21 protein-coding genes are annotated in these 19,658 nt (G+C 59.1%); 9 read left to right on the top strand and 12 right to left on the bottom strand.

The features are described from left to right. Nucleotides 1-86: 86 nt before the first annotated feature. From Q7V03_RS13345 to Q7V03_RS13355, 3 genes are read right to left on the bottom strand one after another with little or no spacing between them, the layout of a single operon-like run. On the bottom strand, nt 87-938 hold the full coding sequence (locus Q7V03_RS13345; RefSeq protein ID WP_304926084.1) for an SMP-30/gluconolactonase/LRE family protein: 852 nt from the start codon (nt 936-938) through the stop codon (nt 87-89). Then, complete coding sequence (locus Q7V03_RS13350; protein WP_304926085.1) at nt 935-1,540, bottom strand: 2-dehydro-3-deoxy-6-phosphogalactonate aldolase; 606 nt, start codon at nt 1,538-1,540, stop codon at nt 935-937. Before Q7V03_RS13350 ends, Q7V03_RS13345 begins: the two co-directional genes overlap by 4 nt. Beyond that, nucleotides 1,537-2,439, bottom strand: coding sequence for a 2-dehydro-3-deoxygalactonokinase (locus tag Q7V03_RS13355; protein ID WP_304926086.1), 903 nt, complete (start codon nt 2,437-2,439; stop codon nt 1,537-1,539). The genes Q7V03_RS13350 and Q7V03_RS13355 overlap by 4 nt, the downstream gene beginning before the upstream one ends. 85 nt (nt 2,440-2,524) lie before the next feature. Here Q7V03_RS13355 and Q7V03_RS13360 point away from each other — a divergent pair, with 85 nt between their 5' ends. Continuing rightward, nucleotides 2,525-3,313, top strand: a complete 789-nt coding sequence (locus Q7V03_RS13360; RefSeq protein WP_304926087.1) for an IclR family transcriptional regulator — start codon at nt 2,525-2,527, stop codon at nt 3,311-3,313. A gap of 26 nt (nt 3,314-3,339) precedes the next feature. Here the strand turns inward: Q7V03_RS13360 and Q7V03_RS13365 are convergent, their stop codons facing one another. Beyond that, a complete protein-coding gene (locus Q7V03_RS13365; RefSeq protein ID WP_304926088.1) occupies nt 3,340-4,242 on the bottom strand; it encodes a rhodanese-related sulfurtransferase in 903 nt (300 codons plus the stop codon). Between the two features lie 114 nt (nt 4,243-4,356). Between Q7V03_RS13365 and pncA the strand changes: the two genes are divergently transcribed. The 5 genes from pncA to pncB all read left to right on the top strand — a co-directional run bounded on the left by pncA (nt 4,357) and on the right by pncB (nt 7,692). Then, nucleotides 4,357-4,965, top strand: coding sequence for a bifunctional nicotinamidase/pyrazinamidase (gene pncA, locus Q7V03_RS13370; RefSeq protein ID WP_304926089.1), 609 nt, complete (start codon nt 4,357-4,359; stop codon nt 4,963-4,965). A 64-nt stretch (nt 4,966-5,029) separates the two neighbouring features. Beyond that, nucleotides 5,030-5,401 (top strand): hypothetical protein, encoded by a 372-nt coding sequence (locus tag Q7V03_RS13375; RefSeq protein ID WP_304926090.1) that lies wholly within the window; start codon nt 5,030-5,032, stop codon nt 5,399-5,401. Further along, nucleotides 5,401-5,940 (top strand): histidine kinase dimerization/phospho-acceptor domain-containing protein, encoded by a 540-nt coding sequence (locus tag Q7V03_RS13380; RefSeq protein ID WP_304926091.1) that lies wholly within the window; start codon nt 5,401-5,403, stop codon nt 5,938-5,940. Before Q7V03_RS13375 ends, Q7V03_RS13380 begins: the two co-directional genes overlap by 1 nt. A 33-nt stretch (nt 5,941-5,973) precedes the next feature. Beyond that, a complete protein-coding gene (locus Q7V03_RS13385) occupies nt 5,974-6,237 on the top strand; it encodes an ATP-binding protein (protein WP_304926092.1) in 264 nt (87 codons plus the stop codon). A 162-nt stretch (nt 6,238-6,399) separates the two neighbouring features. Continuing rightward, nucleotides 6,400-7,692 carry a nicotinate phosphoribosyltransferase gene (pncB, locus tag Q7V03_RS13390; RefSeq protein ID WP_304926093.1) on the top strand — a complete coding sequence of 431 codons (1,293 nt, stop codon included), beginning with the start codon at nt 6,400-6,402 and terminating at the stop codon, nt 7,690-7,692. Here the strand turns inward: pncB and Q7V03_RS13395 are convergent. The 7 genes from Q7V03_RS13395 to Q7V03_RS13425 all read right to left on the bottom strand — a co-directional run bounded on the left by Q7V03_RS13395 (nt 7,689) and on the right by Q7V03_RS13425 (nt 13,753). Further along, the gene (locus Q7V03_RS13395; protein WP_304926094.1) at nt 7,689-8,627 is read right to left on the bottom strand and encodes a phosphotransferase enzyme family protein; all 939 of its coding nucleotides are present in this window, start codon (nt 8,625-8,627) and stop codon (nt 7,689-7,691) included. The genes pncB and Q7V03_RS13395 overlap by 4 nt on opposite strands. Beyond that, nucleotides 8,624-9,046, bottom strand: coding sequence for an alternative ribosome rescue aminoacyl-tRNA hydrolase ArfB (gene arfB, locus Q7V03_RS13400; RefSeq protein WP_304926095.1), 423 nt, complete (start codon nt 9,044-9,046; stop codon nt 8,624-8,626). The genes Q7V03_RS13395 and arfB overlap by 4 nt, the downstream gene beginning before the upstream one ends. Nucleotides 9,047-9,311: 265 nt before the next feature. Next, the gene (locus Q7V03_RS13405) at nt 9,312-9,932 is read right to left on the bottom strand and encodes a queuosine precursor transporter (protein WP_304926096.1); all 621 of its coding nucleotides are present in this window, start codon (nt 9,930-9,932) and stop codon (nt 9,312-9,314) included. Nucleotides 9,933-10,029: 97 nt separating this feature from the next. Further along, a complete protein-coding gene (locus Q7V03_RS13410) occupies nt 10,030-10,926 on the bottom strand; it encodes an esterase-like activity of phytase family protein (RefSeq protein WP_304926097.1) in 897 nt (298 codons plus the stop codon). Further along, nucleotides 10,899-11,786 (bottom strand): penicillin-insensitive murein endopeptidase, encoded by an 888-nt coding sequence (mepA, locus tag Q7V03_RS13415; protein ID WP_304926098.1) that lies wholly within the window; start codon nt 11,784-11,786, stop codon nt 10,899-10,901. Before mepA ends, Q7V03_RS13410 begins: the two co-directional genes overlap by 28 nt. Beyond that, on the bottom strand, nt 11,783-13,153 hold the full coding sequence (locus Q7V03_RS13420) for an MFS transporter (protein WP_304926099.1): 1,371 nt from the start codon (nt 13,151-13,153) through the stop codon (nt 11,783-11,785). Before Q7V03_RS13420 ends, mepA begins: the two co-directional genes overlap by 4 nt. A gap of 66 nt (nt 13,154-13,219) precedes the next feature. Then, nucleotides 13,220-13,753: an acyl-CoA thioesterase gene (locus tag Q7V03_RS13425; RefSeq protein ID WP_304926100.1), complete on the bottom strand. Its 534-nt coding sequence runs from the start codon at nt 13,751-13,753 to the stop codon at nt 13,220-13,222. Between the two features lie 126 nt (nt 13,754-13,879). Here Q7V03_RS13425 and Q7V03_RS13430 point away from each other — a divergent pair, with 126 nt between their 5' ends. From Q7V03_RS13430 to yaaA, 3 genes are read left to right on the top strand one after another with little or no spacing between them, the layout of a single operon-like run. Beyond that, a complete protein-coding gene (locus tag Q7V03_RS13430) occupies nt 13,880-14,167 on the top strand; it encodes a YggT family protein (RefSeq protein ID WP_304926101.1) in 288 nt (95 codons plus the stop codon). 39 nt (nt 14,168-14,206) lie between these two features. After that, nucleotides 14,207-16,252, top strand: a complete 2,046-nt coding sequence (recQ, locus tag Q7V03_RS13435) for a DNA helicase RecQ (protein WP_304926102.1) — start codon at nt 14,207-14,209, stop codon at nt 16,250-16,252. 33 nt (nt 16,253-16,285) lie between these two features. After that, a complete protein-coding gene (yaaA, locus tag Q7V03_RS13440; RefSeq protein WP_304926103.1) occupies nt 16,286-17,059 on the top strand; it encodes a peroxide stress protein YaaA in 774 nt (257 codons plus the stop codon). Here the strand turns inward: yaaA and Q7V03_RS13445 are convergent. Next, entirely contained in the window at nt 17,056-19,599 is a 2,544-nt protein-coding gene (locus Q7V03_RS13445; RefSeq protein WP_304926104.1) for a response regulator, read from the bottom strand. The genes yaaA and Q7V03_RS13445 overlap by 4 nt on opposite strands. Nucleotides 19,600-19,658 lie beyond the last annotated feature (59 nt).

Consider the following 19,658-nt stretch of genomic DNA (forward strand, 5'->3'; position numbering starts at 1 on the left):
CATCCTCAACCCGTTCGGATTCGAGCTATTGCTCGGGGTCGTCACAAACGCCAAGGGTGTGGTTCAGATTTGTGACTTTTGCTTCGCTAAATTATGACTTGATGTTCACGTTGCCCTTGAGTGAGGCCTTCAATCACGAAAGTCGCCCCGGAATTTGGGGCGATGCGCAGGGCTTCTGCATCGAGATTCTTACGCGCTGAAGTGACAATCAGGGCGGTAAGCTGGGGACCCGCGAAAGCAGGGCAAGTGGTTTGCGGGGCGTCAACGGGAATGGATCGTAGAAACGCGCCGTTGGCATCATAGGCCGCGACGCGCGATGCACCCCATTGCGCCAGCCACATTACACCTGCCGCGTCAATCACTGCACCATCTGGGTAGAGGCCCTCGGCTGTCAAGTCGAGGAAGACCTCAGGCGCGGCATTTGGCCAGCCATCTGCATCCAGAGTGACCTTCATCACCTTATGGGTGACGGTATCGCTGAAATGGGCGAAGGTTCCACCGGGCGGGAAGCAGATGGCATTCGGGACGGTTATATCACTGTAAAGTTTGCGCAATTCGCCGCGGTAATAGCGATAAATCGCGCCTGCACCCACCGCCTCATCTTTCGCCATCGTGCCAATCCAGAAGCCACCCTGCGGATCGGCGCGACCATCGTTGGGCCGGTTTTTCGGCTTATCTTGTTCGAGCAGGCAGAGGGTTTCAACCTCCTCAGTTTCCAGATCAAACAGGAACAGGTCGCGTTCTCCAGCGATCAGCAGAACATCTTCTGAGATCCAACCCGCTGCTGAGACGATCTCAGGAAACCGCCATTCGCGCGGGCCATCGCGATCTTGTGACAGCAGTTTTTGATTGTTGATATCAAACCAGAACATTTGTTCACGAATCGGATGCCAAAGTGGGCCTTCGCCCAGCTCACACAGGCGTGGATCAAAAATCATGCGCTGGCCTCATCGTATGCTTTGACAATCGCGCGGGCTTTTGCGCTGACTTCGGCCACCGACAGACCCGGCGTGTAGAGCGCCGTGCCGATGCCAAAACCGCTGGCTCCCGCTTTGATCCATTCGCCGAAGTTCGAGGCCCCCGCGCCCCCTACGGCGTAGACCTCGCAGGTTTTTGGCAATACGGCGCGAATGGCTTTCAAGCCGTCAGGGCCGATCAGGTTTGCCGGAAAAATCTTTAGCCCATCCGCCCCCGCCGCCAAAGCGGCGAAACATTCAGTGGGCGTCATCACCCCCGGCCAACTTGCCATGCCAGCGGCTTTGCTGGCACGGATCACATCTGGGTTGCAGTTGGGCGAGACGATCAGACGACCTCCGGCAGCGGCGACTGCGGCCACATCCTGCACACTTAGCACCGTACCAGCGCCGATTTCTGCTTGCGATCCGAAGACCTTAACCATCGCCGCAATCGAGTCCAGCGGATTGGGCGAATTTAGCGGCACCTCAATGCGGGTGATGCCTGCGGCGATCAGCGCCTCGGCCACGGGCACGGCCTCGGCCGGGGTGATTCCGCGCAGAATGGCGATCAGGGGGCGAGTCATGGCTTGGCTTTCTGCAAAACGCCGCGTGCAGCGGCAAGGCCGGCTAGGGTGCAGGCGGTGGCGTCCAGAGATTCGGAAGTGGCCCCCTGTGAGGTGAGGGCCGAGGCATAGCGCGCGGCCAAGCCTTCGGCCCCGATCAGCGCAATGCGCTGGCCCAGCCAGTAGGGCTTGGCGGCGGCGAGTTCCAGGCCGATCAGCAGACCGGATAGGCGAGAGCGGGCGGCATCGGGAGAAAGCCCGTTCAACAGGCCTTCGGCGCGCAATGTGAACAGGCGTGCGGAAATCTTCTCCGGGCGCTCAATGGCGTCGTTCAAGCCTTGGGTGAAGGCCGCCTCATCGCTGCCCTCGCCTGCCATGCCATGTCGCAACACCGACTGTTGCGACAGCAGCGCAAACATCTCTCCGGTCATGAAGGTCTGGAACGACACCACCTCGCCCGCCGAGACATGCACCCATTTTGAATGCGTGCCGGGCAGGCAGAACACGCCATCAAACCTTGGCAGCAGCGCCAAAGCCCCTGCGATTTGGGTTTCTTCGCCACGCATCACATCGGCGGGCTTGGCTTGTGATAGGCCCGGTCCAATCATCATCTGTAGGCGCGGATCAGCCGTTGGCACTGCCATCAACTCTCCCGATGCCACCGGGGCGCAGGGGACATGGCGATAGGGCGCTTCCATCCAGCCTTGCCGCGCGCCGACCATGCCACAGGCAATCACCGGCGTCACTTCTGCGCCCAGCCACGGCGCGATCAGCCGCAGCAGAGCAGGTTCAAACTCGTGCTTGGCCAGTTTGCCCATGCCTTCGTCCGAACCTGCCGAAGCCAGCACGCCCTGTGGTCCCATCGCCCAAGCCCGCAGGTTTGAGGTGCCCCAATCAACAGCGATCCAGTCGGGTGTCATTTTGGTTCCATTATTTGAAACTAGGTCTTGCATAGTGATAACTATGCGATTTACCCTATCCTCTGTCAATTCCTGCAGGGGCCAGATGCACGGTAATAGTCACGATGGCCCACAAGATGGCACGGTCGGCAAAGCGCTGGACGTATTGGAGACTGTGGCCGCCCTTGCCCCGGTGCGGTTCAGCGATCTGCTGGCACGCGGCGGCTATCCAAAGGCAACGTTGTATCGTCTGCTGCAAACCCTGACGCATCAAGGCATGCTTGCGTATGACGAAGATCGTGGCAGCTATAGTTTGGGTCTGCGGCTGGTCAGATTGGCGCATGGGGCTTGGGCGCAAAGCTCGCTCGCCCCGTTGGCGCGGCGGGCCTTGGATGATCTGGCGGCGGTGACGGGCGAGACAGTGCATCTGGCGCAGATGGATCAGGGTCAGGTGCTGTACGTCGACAAACGCAACGCCACGCGGCCTGTCGAGATGTTTTCGCAGGCGGGCAAGGTCGGGCCTGCCTATTGCACCGGGGTCGGCAAGGCGATGCTGGCATTTCTGCCCGATGCAGCGCTGACCGCAGCCTTGGCACGGCAGAGTTTTCACCGTTTCACCGGGCAAACCTTGGACAGCCCTGCCCTTTTGGTTGAACTGGCGGCAATCCGGGCACGCGGCTATGCTTATGACAATGAGGAGCACGAGGCGGGCATCATCTGCGTCGCAGCGCCAATCCTGGCCCACTCGGGTCGGATGATTGGCGCGGTTTCAATCACCTCGACCACGACACGCAGCAATGTGCGGGCTTTGGAGGCGCATGTCGGGCAGTTAAAGCTGACGGCGACAGAGATTGCAGCCGAGGCGGAAAACTGGCGGTTTCCCGAGCACGGTTAGCGGAAGAGCACCTCTGCGCCGTGGCCTTAGCCCGATAAATGCTTCTCGCCGCGTGCTGCGGCCAGATCCAACTGACGCTGACGCTCGCGGAAGCGGGTGCGATCGGTCTCGGAATACTCGGCTACGCAGTGATGGCAGCAGGCCCCGCGCTCGTATTCCGGGCGCTGTTTGTCTTCAGCGCTGATCGGGCGACGGCAGGCGTGGCAACTGTCGTAGTCGCCGGGGATCAGCCCATGCCCAACCGAAACGCGGCCATCAAACACATAGCACTCGCCATCCCACATTGAGGCTTCGGCGGGCACATCTTCGAGGTATTTCAGGATGCCACCCTTCAGGTGAAATACCTCGTTCACCCCCTGCCCAAGCAGGTAATTTGTTGATTTTTCACATCGAATCCCCCCGGTGCAGAACATCGCAATGCGCTTGCCACGGTATTCATCTTTGTGGTCTTCCCACCATTTCGGGAAATCGCGGAAGGTGCGGATGTCGGGGTCAATCGCGCCTTGAAAGGTACCGATGCCAACCTCGTAATCATTGCGGGTGTCGATTAGCACGACATCGGGCGAGGCAATCAGCGCGTTCCAATCCTGCGCTGCAACGTATGAGCCCACCCGCGCCACCGGATCGACATCGGGCTGACCCATGGTGACAATCTCGCGCTTCAGCTTTACCTTCATATGGCCAAATGGCATTTTGGCGCTGTAGCTTTCCTTGTGTTCCAGCGCCGCACAGCCCGGAAGGTCGCGCAGATGCGCAAGAACGACGGCGATCCCGGAAGCAGGCCCGGCGATGGTGCCATTGATGCCTTCCTGCGCCAGAAGAAGTGAACCCTTCACCCCCTGTGCGATGCAAACATCCAGCAGCGGCCCCTGCAAAGCAGTCGGGTCGGGGAAGCGGGTGAAGTGATAGAGCGCGGCAATGGTCAGCATGGCCGCGATTTACGCCTTAGTGCTGCGCAGGGCAATATCTTTAGCCGCAAGGCTTTGGCTTGACCGAGCGAAAGCCGCCGCTTACCCCTTGAGCAACCAGAACAGGAGATCCCGATGCGCCCCGCCGATGAAGCCTTGATCGTGATTGATATCCAAAACGATTTCTGCCCTGGCGGCGCTTTGGCGGTGACGGGGGGCGATGCGATTATCCCGCAGGTCAACGCTTTGATGGCCGAGTTTGCCTGCGTGGTGCTGACGCAAGATTGGCACCCGGCGGATCATTCCTCGTTCGCCGCCAACCATCCGGGCGCGGAGGCTTTTTCGATGATCCAGATGCCCTATGGACCGCAGGTTTTGTGGCCGGTGCATTGCGTGCAGGGCTCTTCGGGGGCGGAGTTTCATGCGGATTTACTGACAAACCCCGCGCAACTGATTGTGCGCAAAGGCTTTCGCACCGGCATCGACAGCTATTCGGCGTTTTTTGAGAATGATCACAGCACCACAACCGGGTTGGAGGGCTATCTGCGGGCGCGGGGGGTTAAGGTGCTGACTCTGGTCGGGTTGGCCACGGATTTCTGCGTCGCCTATTCGGCGCTGGATGCGGCAAGGCTTGGGTTTTCGGTGACCCTGCTGGAAAGTGCCTGCCGCGCGATTGACCTGAACGGCACGCTGGCCGAGACAAAGGCGAAATGTTTGGCAGCGGGCGTGCATTGGCCAGGCTGACGCTCACCTGACGTTAATACTTGCGGGTTAGCCTTGGGGTGCGAGAGGCAAAAGGCCGCAGGGAATGAACGCAGAGATCGGCCTGTTCTGGCGCGCAACAGCAAGGATGGGCTGTATCTGCGCAGTCACGGGGCCGAGCGGCGGCTTTCTCATACGGCAGACGATGACGCTGATCGGATCATTTAGCATTGCGGCGCTGTCGTCATTTTGGCTTGGAGCTTTGGCGGGTTGCCTTGCTTTGACCGGTGAAGCAATTAATTGTCCTGCACTTTTCTATATGTCACGCCGCTATGACGACACGCCTGTGCCGAAGCCTGCCCGGATATGGGCGGCGGTTTCCGGTACGGTGCAAGCCCTGACCATTGCCGCTTGCGCGATGATCTGCTGGCGGATTATTCCGCTGAAAGGCCGCGTTTTTTCGCAGCGGCTTTCCTGATGGCAGCGGCGATCAATGCCGGGCTGGTGCGACGACATTTTGCCCGCGGCGCTGCGCTGCGCCTGATGGTTTACGGTGCGACCTGTCAGGCCATGCTGCTGTCAGACATGCGCTTGGACGCGTACCAACTGCACCCAGAATCGTGGTTTTTGTTCATCGCTGTGCGGATCATGGCCTACACTGCGACCCTGTTCCTTCGCGCGGTAGACCATGGCCAAACCGAGCGTTTACGGCTTGAGCAGGCTCTGTTGCAAGAAAGCGTGGCTCTGGACCGCGCGCGGATTGCCCAAGCCCGCACCGCAGCAGAAGTGGCAGCGCAGATCAAATCACAATTCCTGGCCACGATGAGCCATGAGATCAGTACACCGATGAACGGCGTGATTGGTTTGGCAGAACTGTTGGCGGAAACTCCGCTTGACCCCATGCAGCGACAATATGTCAGCACAATCGTCGTTTCCAGTCGAGCGCTGCTGACCATCATTGACGACGTGCTTGATCTGGCCAAGCTTCAGGCTGGCAAGTTTGATCTGACGGTCTAGCCGTTTTCCATCAACGAGTGGGTGGCGCGCGCTTTGGATCTTTTGCGTCCAACAGCGATGAAGAAGGCGATTCGGCTGCAAGCAAATCTGCAATCAGCGGATCATTTGCATTTGGGAGAATCTGGAAGGCTGCGTCAAACTCTGTTGAATCTGCTGGGAAATACCGTGAAGTTTACGGCGACGGGCTGCGTGACCGTATCGGTACAAATCAGACCGGATGGCGCACTCGACCAGATCGGTATCACCAGCACAGACAGCGGCATTGGCATTGCAGCCGACCGCCTACGCCTCAGATGAGGAGGCCGCTTTGTGCCTAGGGGCTGGCATGGATGCGGTTTTGACCAAGCCTTTGGTCCGCGCGGAAGTTACCGCTTTGCTGGAACGCACTGCCGCCGCACGGGATCGTTTTGACCTTGCCCCCCTTGATGCCGTAGACAGGGCAGCAAAGGGAGGGCCGACATGGTCGACATCGCCGCACGCGTCTGGAACCACAAGTGGAAGATCGACCCGATCGCCCGCTCGCTGATTGACACGGACTTTTACAAGCTATTGATGTGTCAATCTATTTTCAGAAACAAACCGGATACTGTCGTTACCTTCAGCCTGATCAACCGCTCAAAATCCGTGCGATTGGCTGAATTGGTTGACGAAGGGGAGTTGCGCGAGCAACTCGACCACGTCCGCTCGCTGAGCCTGACGCGGGGCGAGAGCACTTGGCTGCGCGGCAATACCTTTTACGGCAAGCGCCAGATGTTTCGCCCGGATTTCATGGAATGGTTCGAGAGCATGCGGCTGCCCGCCTACCATCTGGAAAAGCGCGATGGCCAGTATGAGTTGACCTTTGAGGGCAGTTGGCCCGAGGTGATGCTGTGGGAAATTCCGGCGCTTTCGGTGCTGATGGAATTGCGCAGCCGCGCCGTGTTGGAAAAGCAGGGGCGGTTTGAATTGCAGGTGCTGTATGCCCGCGCGATGACCAAGCTGTGGGAGAAAATCACCCAACTGCGCGAGATTGAAGGCTTGCGGATCGCGGATTTCGGCACACGGCGCAGGCATTCGTTTCTGTGGCAAGATTGGGCGGTGCAAGCCATGCAAGAGGGGTTGGAAGGCAAGTTCACCGGCACCTCAAACTGCCTGATCGCGATGCGGCGCGAGGTTGAGGCGATCGGCACCAATGCCCATGAACTGCCGATGGTTTATGCAGCGCTGGCGAATTCTGACGCGGAACTGGCACAATCTCCCTATCAGGTTATGGCCGATTGGCAGGAGGAACATGACGGCAATCTGCGGATCATACTGCCGGATACTTTTGGCACCGAGGGCTTTCTGAAACGCGCGCCGGATTGGCTGGCGTCGTGGACGGGTATCCGTATTGACAGCGGCGATCCGGCAACGGGCGCAGAAATTGCCATTCAGTGGTGGAAAGATCGCGGCGAAGATCCGCGACAAAAGCTGGTGATCTTTTCGGACGGTCTTGACGTCGACAAGATTGTAGAGTTGCAGAAGAAATTCCGGGGTCGGGTCAAGGTTTCCTTCGGCTGGGGCACGATGCTGACCAATGATTTCCGTGGCTTAGCCCCGGAGGATGGGTTGGCGCCGTTCAGCGTGGTTTGCAAGGCGATTGCCGCCAACGGGCGGCCAACGGTGAAGCTTTCCGACAATCCAAACAAGGCGATGGGCCCTGCGGAGGAGATTGCGCGGTATAAGCGGGTGTTTGGTGTTGGGGAACAGATCGCTCAGGCAGTGGTGGTTTAGGCCATCACCCTTTGCGCGCACATCACTGCACGGGCGATGTGAGATTTGTGGATCGGATCATTGGGCACCAGACGCGGAGCCGCCCAGCCGACCGAGGTGCACGTGCGCGCCAAGGTGAAAATCTCGACCATTTTGGTGCTGACGGCCCGGGTTTTGCCGTAGCCTGCCACCAAAGCATCGCGGATTTGCAGATAGTCCGGCTCGTACAGGTTCTGGCTGAGCGCCGTGCCAAGATCATACAGCCGGAAGCCAAAGCCAGAGTCGTCAAAGTCGATCAACGAAAGCGAACCGTTGTTCACAAGGATATTTTCGCGCAGCACATCGGCGTGAATCAAACCAAAACCGCCGCCGTCTTTCAGGTGGCTGCTGATCTGATCGCGCAGAAAAACCTGCGCGTCCCGCAGGGTTTCGGCTTGGCTGGGGTTGGCGGCAGGATGATCCCAGAACCGACCCCATAGCGGAGCTTCGCCAACCAGCCCGTCAATATCCCAACGCGCGCGGCTGAAATCGGCGGGCAGGATCAAGCGATCCGTCGCGGCATGGACATTGGCAAGCAGTTCGCCCAAAGCAAAATGCCGCTTGAGCCGATCCGCCGGCGCGCAGGGTAAGGGTTTTGCAGCTTCACCGAAGGCCTCACCCTGCATCCAGTCGATAATTGAGGCATTGCGTCCATTGGAAAGCTTTACAAGATAGTCGCCCGAAGCACTGGGCAAAGCGGCAGGCACAGCAACGCCTTGGCGGGCCAAGGCCGCGCACCACCAAAGTTCGGATCGGATCGCGGCATCGTTTTGATAGCCTTGACGATGCAGACGTAGCGCCGCGCGACCAGAAGGCAGGGCAACCTCGAACACCACGTTTTCGCGATTGCCCAACAGTCGCTTTACGCGGCCATTCCAATGGCTTGCGGCCTCATCAGCCAAGGCCTCAGGCGTCATTCTTCATCACCCGGCTTTCCGCGAAGCGCCTTAACCTCACCGCGCTGCACTTTTGCGGCAACCCGGCGCAGCTGGCTGCCATAGCTGGGTTTGGTGGCAATGCGGCGTTTCGGGGCGATCAGCGCGGCGCGGATCAGATCGGCCAGCCGTTCGCGGGCAATTTCGCGGTTGCGGGCTTGGCTGCGGGTATCTTCGACCTGAAGCACCAACGCGCCTTCCAAAGTCCACCGCCGCCCGGCGAGTTTTTTTAACCGTGCCTTCACGCCAGTTGTCAGATTTGGGGATCGTTCAGCCTCAAACCGCAACTCGACCGCCGTGGAGACTTTGTTGACGTTCTGCCCACCCGGCCCCGAGGCGCGCATGAAGCTTTCGCTCAGCTCCCAATCAGCAATCGAAATGGTGTCCGTGATCCACAACATCCGTTTAAAATAGCGGGCGTTGCACAAAAGAGAAAGGGCTGCCAGCCTGTACGTGGCAACCCTTTCCGAGATCTAAGGAGATGGGCCAGTTAGGTATCAAAAGCCCAATCATAGGTTTGTTTCGCTAGAGGGCTGCCCCTAGAAAACACCCCCCATAACTGTCCCGACACCGCTCTCCAATATCACTCTAGACACTGGGTCACCTCCTTTCAAAATGTTGCCGATAGGGCAAACGTGACATAGATTTTCGCTTTGTCAAAAGGTTTTACGCAAGCCGGCTAGCGTATTTTGCGATTGCGAGTCTGAACGGCATCAAAGCGATTAAATCGACGGCAACTTTGACACAAAAATCCGCCAACCCCAGCGAAACCCAGAGCGGAACTTCGGGGCCAAAGCCCAAAAGCGGCACTTGGGCTGCGGCCCAAGACACATCACTTGCGGGGTCCAACCAGATGAAAGCGCTAGAAAATGCCAGGGTGAAGAATAAAACCGTGTCTACGCTGGAGCCGAGCAATGAGCCCAAGAACGGCGCGCGCCACCAAGCGGTGCGGCGCAGCTTGTCAAACACGCTTACATCCAGAAGTTGACCTATTAAAAAGGCAGCGCCCGAACCGATGGCGACCCGCAGGGTGACCAGCGGGCCAAATTCACCGATGATTTGCGTGCCAATCACCGAGCAGATCAAACCCACCGCGAAGCCTGCATAAACCACCCGGCGGGCGGCTTTGGCACCCTCAAAGCGGTTGACCAATTCGGAGACCAGAAAGGCGAAGGGATAGGTGAAGGCGCCCCAGGTCAGCCATTGGCCAATCGGATATTGCACCAGAATATTAGAGGCCGCCACGATGATGGCCATGGCGATGACGCCAAGCAGCAGTTTGTTCATTGTATGATCCGTTTTTTACAAGGTCGCGGAGACTTGGTTCAGCAATCGGTTTGTCCCACTGGGGGACGCGGTGGCCTAGCGCGAGGGCGGCGGCCTGTCAATCGGGCAGTTGATATTCGACGATCTGGGTGCGCAGGAAGAATGTGAAATTGTCGTCCGAAATCATCGTCGCGGTCAGATGCCCCGCCGCATCGCGCCAGATTGAGACGCCTTCGAGATTGTCGTAAAGGCCCACTGGGGTTTTCAGCAGGGTTTTGCCTTTATCAAATCCCTTGGGGCCAAGACTAAAGCGGCGCAGACGGCTAGAAAATCCCGCAAGGCCGCGAAAGTCACGTTCCAGTAAGTAGAACTTGCCATCGGGGCCGAAATCCGCGCCAACGGGAAGAAAGCCATCTTCCCGCGCGATTTGCAGACGCTTGTCCCATTTTCCGGCCTTAAAACGATAGACAAAGAACGGTTTGTTCTGGCCTCCCGAACGTTCGGGCAACGTGTAAAGGGTGCCTTTTGCATCAATCGCCAAAGCCTCCAGCGCAGAATTTTCTTGCATGGCTTTGAAGTCTGCAGGCGAAGGCAGGTTTTTGGCCGGACCGCCCAGTTTCGGATAGAACAGCACCCGGGCGCGGCCCTCAAACGAGATATAGACCGAGCCGTCTGCCGCCAGAGCGATGCCTTCGCTGTCCGAAAACCCGGGCTTAAGCGGCTTACCATCCGCGGCTTGCAAGGGCCGCACGGGCTCTGCTGCAATCGACGCGATCCGTCCCGTCTCATCGCGTATGATCTGGCCAGTTGTGTAGGTGCCGCGATCCGATAACACAATGATATCGCGGCCATTTTTGGAAATCTCGATACCGGACAACCCGCCAAAACGCGGGGCGTCCATTGTCCAATGGAAGTCATCCAGAAAGCCGGGCGGCGGGGTTGGGCTGGCGCTGCCCTCAAGGCCCGCGATCAGCACAAGCCCCGCCGTTACCGCGAGGAAAGCACGTTTGCGCATTGGCGGGGCAAATCGGCCATAGTGAATTCACGTGGGCCTTTCTTACGAGGGGGAGGGGGACCCGGATTTTTGACCGGTTTGGGGTTCAGGTAAGCATCCGATACCCACCAAGCAAGGGTATCATCGCAGCCGTCGCCACCATTTGACAGCTCGGACACGGTGGGGGATTGCGTTTCACATAGCGTAGCCCCCTTGGGGCATTTCAGCCGGACATGGAAATGCGTGTCATGGCCCGCGATGGGGCGGATTTTTTGCAGCCATTTCTTATCCGACCGTTTGGCAGTTTTGCACATTTCGATCTTTACGGCTGCGGCGACAAAAATCCGGTCGATGCGCGGATCAGAAGCAGCGGCTTTCAGAAGTGCTGCATGGCGCGGCGTCCAGTGCGCTGTCACTGATTTCTGATCCGCCGAGCGCACCGGGATTGAACTGATATTCTCGCGGTCTTTGCGGGACAGGCTTAGGGATTTCGGCGGCAGCATCCAGATGTCGGCGTCCAATCCGATCTGATGGCTGGCGTGGCCGGATGTCATAGGCCCCCCGCGCGGCTGACCCATGTCGCCGATATACAGTCCGCGCCAGCCGATTTGAGTTGCCGTTTGCGACAGGTCTTCCAGATATTGCACCAGCACTGGGTGGCCGAAATTGCGGTGCCGCGACAGTCGCATCGCTTGCCACGTTGGTCCGGTTTCGGGCAGTTCAATCAAGCCCGCTGCACAACCGCGTGCGTAAGTGCCAATCGGCATGGCGTCTTGCTGGCTGGGCTGATCCGCCGCGCCAAACAGTTTGTTTGCCAGCTTTTCAGCCTGCGCGGGCAGCGGCATCAAAAGCGCGATACATAACAACAGCTTGCGGATCATACCTGTTCACCCTTCGGATTGACCCAAATCAGCAGAATAAGCCCGATGATAAACAGTGCCACAATCGGCGAAATCCCCAAACGCGCGTTTTGGGTCACGGCTGTCGCAATCGTGATCAGCAGGGGTGCAATGAAGCTGGTGACTTTGCCAGATAGCGCGAACAGGCCAAACGCCTCGGTGGCGCGGTCGGGGGTGGTGTGGCGCAGAACCATGGTGCGGCTGGCGGCTTGCAGGGGCCCGCCTGCGGCACCGATGAGGCCGCCGCAAATATAGAAAATGATGTCGGGGGTGCTGGAGGCCGGGTCCATCGCGATGCCCCAAAGGCTGTCCCGCTCCATTCCGACGATCACGAGGCAGACCACGATCAGCACGATGATGGCGCTGACGATGACGGGCTTTGGCCCAAACCGGCTGTCAAGTTTACCGCCAAGCCAGCTTGCAATCATCGCGGTGACGCCGCCAAGGATGCCGAAAACGCCGATTTGGCCGATATCCCAGCCCAAAACGTTCGAGGCATAGACACCGCCAAAGGCATAAATCCCGGTCAGAGCGTCACTATAGGCAAGGGTTGAGCCCAGATAGGCGGCCAAACTGTGGCGAAAGCGCAGACTTTTCAGCGTCTCCCACAGGCTGGCGAGGGCGGCCCCGATGTGGAGAGACCCCGCGCCGCCTTTGGGCTCTTTAACCCACAAGGCGAAGGGGATCATAAACACCAGATACCACACCGCGCTTAACGGCCCCACAATGCGCGTTTCCTCGCGCGCTTCGGTGTCGAGCCCGAACATGGTCGGGTCAATGCCCGCGCGCGTTAGTTCAGAATCACCGTCCAGCACGAAAAACGACAGCATAATCGCCAGTGCGATCAACCCGCCCAAATAGCCAAAGGCAAAGCCGCTTCCCGAAATTTTGCCCATATTGTCGCCATCCGACAGCGTTGGCATCAGCGCATTGGTGAAAATCGCGGTAAACTCCATGCCGATCAGGCCGATGCCGAACAGGATCGCCGCCCAGCGTAAAGTGCCAAGTTCCGCGCCGGGGGCAAGGTTCCACAGGCTCCAAGCGCCGATGACATAAAGGATTGAGAACGCCCAGACCCAGACCAGACGGCGCCCGGTGCCTTGCGCAACGGCACCCAAAATAGGGGCCATCAGGGCGATGATGAGGGAAAATATCGCATACCACAGGCCCCAATAGGATTGGGCGGCGGCCTTGGCGGCTTCTTCCTCCATCCCGGTGCCCATGAAATAGCCACGGGCGATCTCTGCAAAATATGGGCCGAAGATAAAGGTCAGTAACAAGGTGTTGTAGGGTTGGCTGGCCCAGTCGTAAAACCACCAGCCCCAGATGCGCTGCCGTTGCGTTGCCATGCCCTGCCCCTTTGTGCGGTTTTCGCTATTCAAGCCTGAAATACCACCCCCGCGCAAGCGCCGTGCTTAGCTGCGTTGTGGTGGCCAGGGCCGCATCACATCGGCGGCGATCCAAGCGGTGATCCAATCCGGCATAACCGGGCTTTTGGTCGGATAGCCCAGCGCCGCAATCACCTCATCTGGCTTCACCATCCCCGCCTTCGAAATGAACGCATTGCGCAGCAGCATATGGCTGGTGCATTCATCGCCGCGCCAGAAACTTTGTTCGATATAGCCAAAGCGATCATCCCAACCGACCACCCGGCTGACCTGCGTGACCTTCTGAAACACCGTCACCCGCTTGCGATAGCGCGTGGTGTTGCCCGCAACCGTAATGCCCCAGCCGTTGGCTTTGGCGACCCTTTCAAACCCCATCCGCACCGACATCGGAATCCGCCCCAGATCGAACAGCGTCAGGGTGCGACCATTGTTCAACTCTCGCCACGGGTCCAAATCCCACGGCCAGATGCGATGGGTGCTGATATGGGCGTCAAACAGGCCAAGGGGTGGCGCGTTGCGAAACTTCCAAAGTTCTTTGGCTATGCGAATATAGGGATACATCGGGCACCTCCGCCGCCTGAACTGCCTTTTGTCACGGGCGGCGTCAACCAAAACGCTGCGGAAAGGATTGCCCTTTTGGGGGTGGGGCGTTACCTCTGCCACAATCCCTTGTGGTTGGAGCCGCCGATGACCTCTGTGTTGCAGATTTTACTGATGATCTTGGATATCGCCAAGTGGATCATCCTGATCCATATCATCATGAGCTGGCTGATCAATTTTCAGGTGCTGAACCTGCGTCAGTCTTTGGTTGCGCAAATTTGGTATGGCCTGAATCGGCTGCTTGACCCGATTTACAGCCGGGTGCGACGAGTCTTGCCGAACGTACCGGGGCTGGATCTGGCACCGCTGATCGCGCTGCTGGTGATTTATGGCCTGCGGATCGTGGTCTATAATAACATGTACAGCTTTTCCTGATCTGATGCCCTCAGCGCCCGATTGGCGCAAAGAAAGCCCATGCCCGCACCGCAAGACCTTCTGCATTCGATCTTTGGCTTCCCCGGCTTTCGCCCCGGTCAGGAAGAAATTGTCGATGCGGTGATGGCCGGGCGCAACACCCTTGCGATCATGCCGACAGGCGGCGGAAAATCTTTGTGTTTTCAACTGCCTGCGCTGTGCCGCGATGGGGTGACGGTGGTGATCTCGCCGCTGATTGCGCTGATGCGCGATCAGGTGCGCAGCTTGAAGGAAGCCGGGGTTGAGGCGGGGGCGCTGACCTCTGGCAATACCGAGGAGCAGACCGAGGAAGTCTTTGCGGCTTTGGATGCCGGGCGGCTGAAGCTGCTGTATATGGCGCCCGAGCGGCTGGCGTCTCCGGCCACCCTGCCCCTGCTGCGCCGGATAAACTGCACAATGATCGCGGTGGATGAGGCGCATTGCGTCAGCCAATGGGGCCATGATTTCCGCCCAGATTACCTGCGGATTGGTGAGTTGCGGAAGGCGCTGAACGTGCCTTTGGCGGCGTTTACCGCGACGGCAGATGAAGAAACCCGCGCTGAAATCGTCATGCGGCTGTTTGACGGCAAGGCACCCGAAAGTTTTCTGCGCGGCTTTGATCGCCCGAATATCCACTTGGCCTTTGCGGTGAAAGACAGCCCGCGCGAACAGATTTTGCGGTTTGCCGGGGCGCGGCGGGGGCAATCCGGCATCGTCTATTGCGCCACCAGGGCGAAGACAGAAACCCTAGCGCAGGCTTTGAAAGCCGAGGCGCATTCCGCTTGCTACTATCACGGCGGCATGGATGCCGAGGATCGTCGCCGCGTTGAAATCCGGTTTCAGCAGGAAGACGGGCTCATTGTTGTGGCGACGGTTGCCTTTGGGATGGGCATCGACAAGCCGGATATCCGTTGGGTTGCGCATGCCGATCTGCCGAAATCCATTGAGGGCTATTATCAAGAGATCGGTCGGGCGGGGCGAGATAGCGCCCCAGCCGAGACGATGACGCTCTATGGCCCCGACGATATTCGCCTGCGCCGCACGCAGATTGACGAGGGTGCCGCCCCGCCCGACCGTAAAGCAGCTGACCACGGACGGCTGAACGCCCTGCTGGGATTGGCCGAGGCTATGGCCTGTCGGCGGCAGGTTTTGCTGGGCTACTTTGGCGAAGTGGCCGAGCCGTGCGGCAACTGCGATCTGTGCCAGCGCCCTGCCCTGCTGTTCGATGCCACTGACGCCGTGCGCAAGGCCCTGTCGGCAATGCTGCGCACCGGGGAGTGGTTTGGCGCGGGCCATCTGATTGATATTCTAACCGGAAATCTTACCCCCAAGGTGCGCGAAAAGGGTCATGATCAGCTGCCGACCTTTGCCGTGGGCCGCGAGCTGTCGAAACCCGCTTGGGGGGCGGTGTTCCGCCAGATGATGGGGCGTGATTTGGTGCGCCCAGACTCTGACCGTTTTGGCGCGCTACGGATGACCGACGCCGCCCGGCCGATCCTGCGCGGTGAGGCCTCGATCACCCTTCGTAAGGACACCATCGACAAAGCCGTGCCGAGGGTGGCGATTAAAATGCAGGTGTCCGAGGAAGACGCCAGCCTGCTTTCCGCGCTGAAAGCCAAGCGACGGGCTTTGGCCGAGGCGGCGGGTGTGCCGGCTTATGTGATCTTCGCTGATAAGACTTTGATCGAGATGGCAGAAGTTCGACCTGCCACTCTGGATGCAATGATGGGCATCACGGGGGTGGGCGCAAAAAAACTGGAAAGCTATGGCTCGGCATTTTTGCAGATTATCACTGGGGCGGGGGCTGTGCCGATGCACCCGGCGCGGCGGGCTTTGGCTGGGCGGGATGCGGGTGCTGTGTATGATCGACTGAACGAGGTGCAACTGGAACTCGCGCGGGGCGAGCATGGCATCGGGAAGCATCTGTCTTGCACCCAATCCACCCTGCGCCATATTGCCGAACGACGGCCTTCCACCTTGGCGGAACTGGCGGATATTCAGGGCATGGGCGATCAGAAAATCGACCGGTTCGGCTCAGCTTTCCTTGACGTCTTGCGCGAAGCCTAATGCCCGCTATGTCTTGCAGCAAAGGAGCCCGCCATGCTGACCGTGATTTCCCCCGCCAAACGCCTGAATGAAGCGCCGTATCTGACCGATTTCACGCCAACCGTGCCGGATTTCGCCGCCGATGCGCTGCATCTGGCGAAGGTGGCGCGGGGCCTGAGCGTGGACGACCTTTGCAAGCTGATGGATATCTCGCCCGCTTTGGGGCAGTTAAACCACGCGCGGTTTAAGGCGTTTCACGCCGACGCGCCCGGTCAACCCGCTGCGTTTACCTTTGATGGCGATACCTATGCGGGCCTTGAGGCACGGCAGATGGAGTCGGATACCCTGCTTTGGGCGCAAGGACATTTGCGGATTTTGTCCGGACTTTACGGGTTGCTGAGGCCATTGGATTCGATCCAGCCCTATCGCTTGGAGATGGGCAGCAAGCTGGAAAACCCGAAGGGCGCTGATCTTTACGCCTATTGGGGCAGCAAAATCGCCAAAGTCTTGAACGCCTTGGCTGCCGAGCAAGGGGCGAAGGTACTGATCAACTGTGCCTCGGCGGAGTATTTCGGCGCGGTTGATCTGAAAGCATTGAAGCTGCCAGTCGTTACTCCGGTGTTTCTGGAAGAGCGCAATGGTGAGGCAAAAGTCGTCAGCTTTTGGGCGAAGAAGGCGCGGGGTGCGATGGCGCGGTTTATCAGCCAGCACCACCTGACCGACCCCGCCGATCTGCACGGCTTTGATTTGGGCGGCTACACCTATCGCCCTGCGCAATCGGACGCGGCGCGGTTGGTTTTTTCGCGCCAAGTTGCAGCCGCGGCTTAGGCAGCCCTTTCTGCGGCGGCAATCGGGCGCGCGAAGCTGGGGCAGTAATCCGTCAGCGTTTCGCTAATCGCCCCCTTGCGCAATGGTTTGGTCATGTAGCGGTCGATGCCGGCAGCCAAAATTCCTTCAGCATCGCCGTCCATCGCATGGGCAGTCAGGGCGACGATCGGCACATGGGTTTTGCCATCCTCTAGCGCGCGGATGGCACGGGCGGCGTCGCGACCATCCATTTCGGGCATGGAAATATCCATGAAGATCAAGTCTGGTTGAAAGCTTTGGAACAGCGCCACCGCCTCTACCCCATTGTTGGCAAACACCAGTTCGATGTCGACCTCGCGGACCATTTTTTGAAACACCAGTTGGTTGGTGCGGTTGTCTTCGGCCGTCAACACGCGCATCTGCCGACGCGCGGCCTGTGGCACAGCTTCGACAACGGGCGGAGCGTCGGGCGCGGGGGCCGCCAGCGATTGCAGCCGACGATACAGATCAGCCCGCAGGATCGGCTTTTGCAATGTCGCCGTCAGATGTTGCGCGCCCTCGCCCTCACGCGCATTGGCGGGGCTGGACGATAGCAGCAGGATCGGGGTTTCGATCCCCTTAGCACGGATGCGGGCGGCCAGTGTCAGGCCATCCATCTCGGGCATCTCGTGGTCGGTGATGATGGCGTCAAAGCTGCCGCTTGCCAGCGCCAACAATGCCTCAGCGCCCGAACGACACAAGGTCACCGCGATGCCGCAGGGCACCAGTTGACGCTCGAGAATGGTGCGATTGATGAACTGATCATCGACAACCAACACGCGTTTCACCGTGATCGGCAAACGCGGTTCCTCGGCATCTTCGGCAATCGGCAGTGGGATGCGGAAACCAAAACAGGCCCCCTTGCCCAGATCACTGTCCACCCAGACCTCGCCCTGCATCCGCTCCACCAGCCGTTTGGTGATTGCCAGCCCCAGACCCGTGCCTTCAAACTTGCGGTTTGACTGGCTTTCCACTTGGTTAAACTCGCCGAAGATATGCTCTAGGTTTTCTGGCGCAATGCCGATGCCAGTGTCTTCAACGGTGATGTGCAGGTCTTGCTGACCCGCATCACCTTCAAGCCCGACAACGCGGATCAGCACATGGCCTTTGTCGGTGAATTTTACCGCGTTGCCGATCAGATTGGTTAGAATCTGCCGCAATCGACCCGGATCACCGATGTAACGGGTGGGCAGGAACATGTCGAAATCAATCATCAGATCGAGTCCCTTTTCCCGGGCGCGCGGCTGTAGCAACATGGCGATCTCGTGGATTGTGCGCTCCATATCAAAGGGTTCCGGGTGCAGGGTCAGCCGCTCTGCCTCGATCTTCGAGAAATCAAGGATGTCATTGATGATCACCAACAACGCCTCCCCCGAGGAGCGGATGGTTTCGGCGAACAGGCGCTGTTCTTCGGACAAAGTGGTGTCGCAGAGCAGTTCCGCCATGCCGACCACGCCATTCATTGGGGTACGAATTTCATGACTCATATTGGCCAGGAAGGCCGATTTGGCGCGGCTGGCAGCTTCGGCGGCCAACCGGGCTGCCTCCAGCGCCACCTGCTGCGCTTTCAGGTGCGTGATATCGACCCGCAAACCGACCCGCCCGCCATCCGGTGTGGCGTGATCTTGCGCCCTGATCCAACGACCATCGGCAAGCTGTTGTTCGACCGGCGCTCCAGGGTGGCGGTGTTGAAACAGGCGCTCGGGCAGCCACGCAGCTTCACGCCCCATGGCATCCAAATGCTGACCGTGGTCCAGCCCATAACGCAAGATATCTTCAAACTTTGCGCCCGGCACGATGGCGGGGGCCGAAGCCGAATAGATGTCGCGGTAGCGTTGATTGCAGGTCAAAAGACGTTCCTCTCTGTCAAACAGCACGAAACCATCGGGAATAGCCTCGATAGCGGCCCAGATTCGCATTTGTTCAGTGATATCAAGCGCAAGGCTGACCATGTCGCCGTCGCGGGCACGCTGATCGACCATGCGCACCCAAGTGCCAGTCTTGAACTGTACCGTGATTGGCTCGATAGCTTCGGCTTCCCAACGTGCCAGCATATCGGCGACCCAGACGTCTGCGGTAAGCGCGCCCAGTTCCACCATCCCCCCCTCTGCCACGATGCACAAAAGATCGGCATAGGGCAGGCCCGGCACGATTTCGGGGTCATTGAAGGCGGAAAGGTAGGCCGCGTTGGCGGTGATCAGCTGCTGGTTGGAATCGAACACCGCAAAGCCATCCTTGATGGTGTTTATGCTGTCCCACAGCCGCCGCTCGGCCATCACGGCTATGGTATGCGCGCGGTCTAGATCTTCGACAAAGCGGGATTGCTGACCTTTCAACTGCTCTGCCTCGGTCAGCGCTGATTTCACCACCTGCCGTTGTTCGACGATCTGGTCAGACAAAGCGCGGGCATGCAGGCCAAGCTTGGCATTGGCCGCAAACAGCTCGCGGCTTTTTTGTTCAAGCAGCCGCTCTGCCGCCAACCGCGCGCGCCTTTCTTTTGCAAGCCGTTCTGCGAAATCCATGCCCGTCCCGTTCCGTCACATTCTGTGCATCCGCGCGGCAAGCCGCACATAAGTCTCGG

The sequence above is a fragment of the Cypionkella sp. genome, assembly GCF_030652235.1.
Taxonomy (GTDB): domain Bacteria; phylum Pseudomonadota; class Alphaproteobacteria; order Rhodobacterales; family Rhodobacteraceae; genus Cypionkella.